Source organism: Phenylobacterium sp. (assembly GCF_004799395.1).
Lineage (GTDB): Bacteria > Pseudomonadota > Alphaproteobacteria > Caulobacterales > Caulobacteraceae > Phenylobacterium.
In genome coordinates this window covers 1-7,468 of the sequence record NZ_SSMZ01000088.1, presented here as the reverse complement: position 1 = coordinate 7,468, position 7,468 = coordinate 1, and the positions used below count along the sequence as shown (strand labels likewise).

The 7,468-nt window shown below is 66.7% G+C and carries 5 protein-coding genes; 3 read left to right on the top strand and 2 right to left on the bottom strand.

Annotated features, from left to right (window positions below; all coding sequences use genetic code 11):
* A partial coding sequence (locus E8A12_RS06385; protein ID WP_293367085.1) for an NCS2 family permease occupies window positions 1–1,109 on the bottom strand: 1,109 nt, incomplete at its 3' end.
* A gap of 366 nt (window positions 1,110–1,475) precedes the next feature.
* On the opposite strand from E8A12_RS06385, the gene E8A12_RS06380 reads away from it, so the two are divergent.
* A complete protein-coding gene (locus E8A12_RS06380) occupies window positions 1,476–2,831 on the top strand; it encodes an 8-oxoguanine deaminase (protein ID WP_293367084.1) in 1,356 nt (451 codons plus the stop codon).
* A 32-nt stretch (window positions 2,832–2,863) separates the two neighbouring features.
* Here the strand turns inward: E8A12_RS06380 and E8A12_RS06375 are convergent, their stop codons facing one another.
* Window positions 2,864–5,215: a TonB-dependent receptor gene (locus E8A12_RS06375; RefSeq protein WP_293367083.1), complete on the bottom strand. Its 2,352-nt coding sequence runs from the start codon at window positions 5,213–5,215 to the stop codon at window positions 2,864–2,866.
* Window positions 5,216–5,519: 304 nt separating this feature from the next.
* On the opposite strand from E8A12_RS06375, the gene E8A12_RS06370 reads away from it, so the two are divergent.
* Together E8A12_RS06370 and E8A12_RS06365 are read left to right on the top strand one after the other, a co-directional pair.
* Window positions 5,520–6,908, top strand: coding sequence for a nucleobase:cation symporter-2 family protein (locus E8A12_RS06370; protein ID WP_293367082.1), 1,389 nt, complete (start codon window positions 5,520–5,522; stop codon window positions 6,906–6,908).
* A gap of 73 nt (window positions 6,909–6,981) precedes the next feature.
* Window positions 6,982–7,468: urease accessory protein UreD (locus tag E8A12_RS06365; RefSeq protein WP_293367081.1), on the top strand; the 487-nt coding region annotated here is incomplete at its 3' end.

The following is a 7,468-nucleotide window of genomic DNA, read 5'->3' as shown; positions in this document are numbered from 1 at the left end:
GCCAGGCCGTTGGCAATCGAGAAGGTCAAAGGGATCATCGCGACCGTGAGGAATGCGGGGGTCGCGATCGAGGCGTCATCCCACGCAATCTCAGCCAGTGGCGCCATCATCAAGGCGCCGACCAGGATCAGCGCGGGCGCTGTCGCGGCGAGCGGCACAAGCTGTGCGTAGGGCGCGACGAACATGGCGCAGAGAAACAGCACGCCGGTGACGATAGCGGTGAGACCGGTGCGCCCGCCCGCCTCAACGCCTGCCGCACTTTCCACATAGGAGGTGACGGTGCTGGTGCCGGCGCAAGCTCCCACCATTGTGGCGATAGAATCGGCGAGCAGCATGCGGTTGAGGCCGGGTATCCGTCCGGACTCGTCAATCAGGCCCGCGCGCTTGGTGACCGCGACCAAGGTGCCCAGATTGTCGAAGAGATCCACAAACAGAAAGACAAACAGGATCTCGAAGATCCCCAGTCCATGATGGCCGCCAAAGCCGAACACCGCAGGTAGATCCAGCTTGAAGGCTGTCTGGGTGAATTCGCTGAGATGGTAGGCCTGGGTCGGCGCGCTGACCCTTCCCAGCAGAGCGGCCAGCGCGGTGGTCACGACGATCCCGATCAACACGGCGCCACGCACGCGCCAGAGGCTCAGGACCGCGATCAACGCCAGTCCAAAGAGGGCCAAGGCAGGATCAGGCGACCTCAGGTTGCCCAGGCCGACGAAGGTCGCGGGATTGCTCACAACGACACCCGCGTCCTTGAGGCCGATGAAGCCGATGAACAGGCCGATGCCCCCAGCCACCGCCGAGAACAGGTGGGCTGGAATCGCCGCCACGATCAGCTGACGGACGCCGCAAAGGGTCAGCAGCAGGAAGGCGCATCCCGAAACGAAGACGCAGCCCAGCGCCACCGGCCACGGCACATGCATCTGCTGCACCACCGTGAAACTGAAGTAGGCGTTCAAGCCCATGCCAGGCGCCAGCGCGAGCGGCGCATTCGCTATGAAGCCCATGAGAATGCTGGCGAAGGCCGCGGCGAAACAGGTCGCGGCCGCGACAGCCGCAATCGGCATTCCGGCCTGGCCCAGGATCGCGGGATTCACCAGCACGATGTAGGCCATGGTGAGGAAGGTCGTCGCCCCCGCCAGCACTTCGGTGCGCGCATTGGCCCCGCGCGCCGCAAACCCAAAGTAGCGCGCGATCGCGCCTTCGTTTGGCGCCGGCGAGATCGGCTCGATACCAACCGGAGCTTTCATCGAAGAGGTCCCAGGAACACAGCTGCGTCGGCGACGTCGACACGCCAGCTGTACATGGACCGCAACGCCGCCCGCACCCCGTTTCAAAGGAAATGCGCTGCGCTGCGGCGCCTGCTTTGGTTCGCGGCGCCGCGGCCGTGGGCAGCTGCCTTTTCGCGCTACGGGTCGTTCTTCGGTTGGCGGCGCCGCCGAAGCGGCATCATCTCAAAGCGGCGACGGTAGGATCCCTGAGTGGCCAAGAGCCTGTTTCTCAAGAACTGCGACGTCATCGTCACCATGGACGCCGAACGGCGGGAGATCCGCCGCGGCTCGATCCACATTGTCGGCGATCAGATCGTGGCGATCGGCGCCGACCTAGCTCCGCCGGAGACCGTCGACGAAGTCCTGGACCTGGCGGACCACATCGTCTGCCCAGGTCTGATCAACACCCACCACCACATGTTCCAAAGCCTGACCCGCGCGGCGCCCGGAGCGCAGGATGCGAGCCTGTTCGGCTGGCTGCGGGCGCTCTACCCCATCTGGGCGCGGCTGACGCCGGAGATGATCCGCGTCTCGACCCAGTTGGCGATGGCCGAGCTGCTGCTGAGCGGCTGCACGACCTCATCGGACCATCTCTACCTATTCCCCAACGGTGCGCGGCTGGACGACAGCATCGAGGGCGCGACAGAGATCGGCATGCGGTTCCACGCTGCGCGGGGCGCCATGAGCATCGGCGAAAGCCTGGGCGGGCTGCCGCCGGACGCCCTGACCGAGTCCGAGGCCCGTATCCTGCGCGACAGCGTCCGGCTGATCGAGACCTTCCACGACCCTGCGCCCAGGTCGATGTTGCGCATCGTGCTCGCCCCCTGCTCGCCGTTCTCGGTCAGCCGCGAGCTGATGCGCGATACCGCGGCGCTCGCCCGGCAGTACGCGGTGTCGCTGCACACCCATCTCGCCGAAAATCGCGACGACGTGCGTTACAGCCTGGAGCGCTACGGCCGTACGCCGGCCCGCTACGCTGAGGATCTGGGCTGGCTAGGGTCGGACGTCTGGCACGCCCACTGCGTGCAGCTCGACCGGGAAGGCATCGGCCTGTTCGGCGCCTCGGGCACCGGCGTCGCCCACTGCCCCTGTTCCAACATGCGGCTGGCCTCGGGCATCGCCCCGATCGGACACATGCGCAGGGCCGGCGTCCCGGTGGGCATCGGGGTCGACGGTTCGGCCTCCAATGACGCCGCCCACATCCTCAGCGAGGTGCGCCAGGCCATGCTGCTGCAGCGGGTTCGCTACGGCCCCGGCGCCATGACCGCGCGGGAGGCGCTGGAGATCGGCGCCCTCGGCGGCGCGCGGGTGTTGGGACGCGACGACATCGGCGCCCTGGCTCCGGGCATGGCCGCGGACCTGGCCGTCTTCGACCTGAACACCGTCGCCTTCGCCGGCGCCCGGCACGATCCGGTCGCCGCCCTGGCGTTCTGCGGGCCGATCTCGGCCGCTTACACCATCGTCAATGGACGGGTGGTTGTGCGGGAGGGCGAGCTGACCACCGTCGATCTTCCGGCCCTGATCCGGCGGCACAACCAGCTGGCCGCCGAGCTGATCGACGGCTGACCGGTTGTCTCCGCCCGGTCAGCCGCGCGCTATCAGAAGCTGTAGCCGAGCCTGACGATGAACTGGCGCGGCGGAACGTAGTAGTTGGCGGTGATGAAAGTGCCGAAGTTGTCCGTGTAGCGCGAGTTCACCGAGTCGCTGTTGGTCAGGTTGATGACCAGGAAGTCGGCATGCCAGTGGGCGTTCGCGGATGTGTAGGTGAAATTCAGGTCCGCCTGCCGCTGCACCGGCACCAGGTCGGTCGTCGGGCTGTTGTAGATCCGGAAATAGTAGGGGTTTCGATAGATCAGGTGGACGCTTGAGGTCAGTTTGCCGCCATCGGCGAAATACCAGTTGTGCTGCAGGGCGACGTTGCCTGTGAAGGGCGGCACCTTCGGCAGTTGGTGACCGTAGATGTCGCCGCTCGAAGCGTTGAAGGCGGCGAACCGCTGGTTGACGTCGTTGCCGTTGAACGGTCCGCCGTTGGCGATGTCGATCTGCTCGGCCACAGCGGGGTCGAGCAGTTGCTGGTGGCTGTCGACCCGGCTCTGCTGCAGGGTCAGGTTACCGTCGAGGCGCAGGTTGTAGGGCAGGAGTTCGGTGGCCTCGGCCTCCAGGCCGTCGACATGCGACTCCGGAACGTTCGTCAGGCCGCCCTGGAACGGGATCGGGTCTTCGCTGTCCACCTGGAAGTCGTGGATCTTGTTGTAGAAGGCCGAGAGGTTGACCCGCAGCGTCTTGCCGAAGAACTCGTTTTTGGAGCCGATTTCCAGGGCGTCCACCCGCTCCGGCGCGAAGACCAGAGGGATGTTGACCGCGCCGGGATTGAGGTTGGCGCCGCCCGGCTTGATGCCGTCGGACACCATGGCGTAGACCGTGTTCAACGGCGCAATGTCGTACTCGATCTCGGCGCGGCCCGTCATCTTGGTGAACTTTGTCTTCAGGACCGCGAAGGAGGCGCCGTTATTGCGGTCCGTAAGGCCGAAGTAGTCTTGGATCACCCCGATCTGGTTATCGACCGTACCGCGCGCGCCCAGGGTGACCCGCAGGGCGTCGGTGATGTGATAGGTGCCCTGGGCATAGATCGAACCGGATTCCAGCTTCTGGGTGTCGCGCGTCTCGAAGGCGATGGGACCGTTGAAATTGGCGGTTTCGGCGTAGTAGGGATTGCTCGGGCTGAGGTTCACCGGCAGGCCGTACGGCGCGTAGAAGTTGAAGTCCCCCGCGGCGTAGGCGGCCTGGTTCGCGGCATTGTTGTTGTACTGGTACTCCTCAACCGCCTCGTTGTAGCGCTGGTAGAGGAAGAAGGCGCCGACGATCCAATCCAGCGCCGTGCCTGACTTCGAAGTCAGGTCGACTTCGGCGGTGTAGCTGTGGCCGTCGCGGTTGTTGGCGACGTCGATGTCATGCACGCCCAGGATCGGAAGGGCCGTGGCGTAGTCCAGCTTATCCAGGTCCTCGGACCCGTCGAGGCTGCCCTGCTGGTAGCTGCCGATTAACTTCAGGTTCGCGAAGCCCAGATCGTAGCCGACGGTCAGCGCGGCGTTGTCCGAGCGCTGCTTCATCTTGGACGGGAAATCCTGGGTCAGCTTGCGCGGATCCGGGTTCGGGTCGAGCAGGTTCTTGTAGGCGTCGCCGTTGGTGTCGTTCTGATAGTGCTCGACCCAGAGCTCGATGCTCAGCGGGTCGATCGGCTTCCAGAGCGCATCGATGCGGGCGTTGAAGCTGTCTTCGTCGCTGAGGTCGTACTTGCCGCCCGTGCCCGGCACGCCGGTCGCCACGGCCCAGCCGTCGTGGGCTTCCTGCTGCACGGCCACGCGCACCGCGAAAGTGTCGCCCACCGGCAGGTTGCCGACGGCGCGGACGCGGTCGTAGCTGTAGCTGCCGCCGCTGATGTCCGCGTAGCCGGTATAGGCGCCGAGCTGCGGCCGGACGGTGGTCACGTTGATGGCGCCGCCGTCAGAGTTCTGCCCCAGCACGGTGCCTTGCGGGCCGCGCAGGACTTCCAGCTTGTCGACGTCCAGGAAGTTGGCGTTCAGCGAGATCGGGCTCGCGATGTAGACGCCGTTCTGGTTGTAGGAGACGCCCGGCTGGGCGGAGGTGTTCTCAATGCCTTCGTAGCCGGCGCCGCGAATGCTGATCGACAGCGGGTTCGAGGGCGTCGTGTTGACCACCAGGCCCGGGACGATGTTGTCGAGGTCCTTCGGGGCCACGATGTGGCCTTGCTCCAGGGCTGAGCCGCTCAGGGCCGTGATGGCCAGTGGGGTCTTCTGCAGGTTGGTTTCGACCTTCTGGGCGGTGACCACCACCTCTTCGATCACCGTGGGCTTGTCCTCCGCGCGCGCGGCGGTGACGGCAAGGCAGGCGATCGAAACGCCAGCCAGCAAGAGGCTCAGTCTGCTCATCGAATATCCCCTAGATACCGCCGCCCGAGGGCGCGCGACAGGCAGGCGGCGTGTCGATCGGAGGTCGTCGACTCTGTTCACCGTGGTCAGGCGATGAAGCGCGAGGCGCCGCGGGGGGAACCAACGGAACCCTCATTACACGGCGCAATTTCAGCTCGGCTGTATGGGCGGAACGCAGAGTTCCGGGCCACCGCCCATATCCTAAGCAACTGCGCGCCTCGTGGGGGCGCCATGAGGGGCGAAGCAGCGACCCTGCCGACCCGCCGCTAGACTCACTGAAGATGAATCGACGACGGATCGGGCGATGGCCGCCTCGCCGACGGCAAACGAACATGAGGTGATGGCGGTGGGCGAGCTGGAAGATCGTCAGGCGACCCTCGCCCCCGCCGCTGCGCCGCATTCCGTCGATGAATGCTTGCCGCCGCTGCGGCTGCTGACGCTCGCGGCGCAGCACGTCCTCACCATGTACGCCGGCGCGGTCACCGTGCCGCTCGTGGTGTCCAGCGCCCTGCACCTGGCCGCGGACCAGACGGCCTATCTGATCAGTTCCGACCTGGTCGCCTGCGGGATCGCGACCCTGATCCAGTGCATCGGGATCGGCTTCATCGGCGTGCGGCTGCCGGTGATGATGGGAGTCACCTTCGTGTCCGTGGGGCCCAGCATCGCCATCGCTTCCAACCCAGGGCTGGGCCTGCCCGGCGTGTTCGGGGCCACGATCGTCTCAGGGCTCATCGGCCTGGTGATCGCGCCCTGGTTCAGCCGCCTGTCGCACCTCTTCGCCCCGGTGGTCACCGGCACCGCCATGCTGTTGATCGGCGTGTCGCTGATGGGCGTCGCGGTCAACTGGGTCTCCGGCAATGGCGCGGGGAATTCGCCCAGCGAGTTATGGGGCGCCGCGGTCGCCGTGTTCGTCATCCTGGTGATCCTGGGCGTGACACGCTTCACCAAGGGCTTCCTAGCCAACACCGCCGTCCTGCTGGGCATCGCCGCGGGGTTCGCCGTTGCGGGGGCCCTGGGCCGGATCGACCTTGGACCCGTAGCGCGCGCTGGCTGGTTCAGCCTCGTCTCGCCGCTGCACTTCGGCCTGCCGAGGTTCGACCTGCTCGCGGCCGCCTCGATGACCATCGTCATGCTAATCACCATGGTGGAATCCAGCGGCATGCTCTTCGCGCTCGGCCGCATCGTCGAGAAGCCGCTGACCTCGGAGGACCTAGCGCGCGGCTTGCGCGCCGACGCCCTGGGCGCGGCGGTGGGGGGGTTCTTCAACAGCCTGCCCTACACGTCATATTCCCAGAACGTGGCCATCGTCGCCATGACCGGGGTGCGCAGCCGTTTTGTCTGCGCCGCCGCCGGCGTGATCCTGCTGCTGCTGGGCACGCTGCCGAAGCTGTCCTTCCTGGTCACCGCCATCCCCCAGCCGGTCCTAGGCGGCGCAGCGCTGGTGATGTTCGGCATGGTGGCCGCCAACGGCGTCCAGACCCTCGGCCTCAGCGACCTTCGCAACAAGACCAACCTCTATGTCGTGGCGATCAGCCTGGGCGTCGGCCTGATCCCGACTGCCGACGGACGCTTCTTCGACAGGTTTCCCGCCACGGCGGCGACCTTCCTGCACAACGGCGTCATGCTGGGCATCGTCACCGCGATCCTTCTGAACCTGGTCCTGAACCGCAAAGCCGCGGCGGCGACCCCGTGATCGCCGTACGGTCGCTGCCCGCAGGGCATGGAGGTGCTGGACTCCTGCCCATGCGCCCCGCCACAGTCGCCAGATGAGTGCTGCCACTGCCACCTTCCTCGACCTCGACGTCGGACCGCTCCCTGCCCTGCAGCGGGCGCAGGGCGCCGGCCGGATCGAGGTGGCGGCCGACACCGGCCGCACCCGGCTCAAACGGCTCTATCAGGACGGCTGTGGCAAGATCCTCCTGCCGGTTGACCGGGCGGCCCGTTCACTGGAGGCGGTGGCCATCAACACCTCCGGCGGCCTGACCGGCGGCGACCGCATGGCTTGGCGCGCGAGGGCCGAGGCCGGCGCCTCGCTGACCCTCACCACCCAGGCCTGCGAGAAGGTCTACCGCGCCCGCGACGGCCATGCGGCGGTGAGCGTTGGCCTGGACGTGGGTCCTGGCGCGCGCATCGACTGGCTGCCGCAAGAGACCATCCTGTTCGACGCCGCGGATCTTTCAAGGACGCTCGAAGCGGACCTGGCCGCGGGGGCCACCCTGTTGGTCGTCGAGGCGGTGGTCCTGGGCCGCACCG

What these genes read in the sequence shown, in the direction of transcription:
- E8A12_RS06370 (WP_293367082.1), top strand. Translation starts at nt 5,520, where the DNA reads ATGGCCGCCTCGCCGACGGCAAACGAACATGAGGTGATGGCGGTGGGC.
- E8A12_RS06375 (WP_293367083.1), bottom strand. Translation starts at nt 5,215, where the DNA reads ATGAGCAGACTGAGCCTCTTGCTGGCTGGCGTTTCGATCGCCTGCCTT.